Source organism: Bifidobacterium aemilianum (assembly GCF_003315635.1).
In the GTDB taxonomy this organism is placed as follows: domain Bacteria; phylum Actinomycetota; class Actinomycetes; order Actinomycetales; family Bifidobacteriaceae; genus Bifidobacterium; species Bifidobacterium aemilianum.
Map to the genome: position 1 here is coordinate 1 of NZ_PDCG01000023.1, position 714 is coordinate 714.

The 714-nt window shown below is 64.4% G+C and carries 1 protein-coding gene; it reads right to left on the bottom strand.

Annotation, left to right across the window (positions count from 1 at the left end):
- A partial coding sequence (locus tag CRD60_RS08845) for a DUF6049 family protein (RefSeq protein ID WP_236630926.1) occupies nucleotides 1-714 on the bottom strand: 714 nt, incomplete at both ends.

Below are 714 nucleotides of genomic sequence, written 5' to 3' on the forward strand. Positions count from 1 at the left end.
CGGCCACGGTGCCCAGCTGGGGGTGACGGTTCAGGAGTTGTGACTGGTCCTTCTGTTGTTTTTGCGCTCTGTCGCTGAGCACCAGGCTCTGGCTGGCATCGGGATCCGGCGTCGTCTGCGAATCGTCGGTCGTGCCGGTGGTCCGGGATGGGGCTGAGGATTGGGCGGGATCGTTGTTCCTGCCTTTGTCCCCACCGTTGGCGGCGGCATTTCCGGCGTTCTTTTTGTCGGTACGCTCTCCGGTCATCAGATGGTGCAGCGCACTGTGGTCGACGGTCCATCCGGTTGTGGTCAAAGGAAGGACCATGCTGACCTCAAGGGCAGGTGTCTGTGCGGTGGCCAGCCCATCGGGGGAACGGGTCAGAAAAGTGCCGACGCTGGCCTGCGGCTTGCCGTTGCCTGTATCGGTGCCGGGACCGCTGCGGTAGGCAAGGAGGACGGGCTTGGCCCCCCAGGTGGTCATGGCCTTGAGCTGGTCGTTGTCAGCCGGTGCGGACAGGGTCACTTCCAGGCTCTGCCCCGGCTGGATGGCTCCGACGGACTGTTCGGCCAGCAGGTTGGGGGTGGGGATTCGGGAACCGCCTTCGGCCCAGGTCTGCATGTCGATGCGGGAGTTGAATGTGTATAGGTTGTTGGTGCTGGCGGTCAGCCTGCCCGGGGCAAGGGACCCGTTCGAGGTGTTGGTCACCGCCAGGGTGACCGTATAGCCTGACG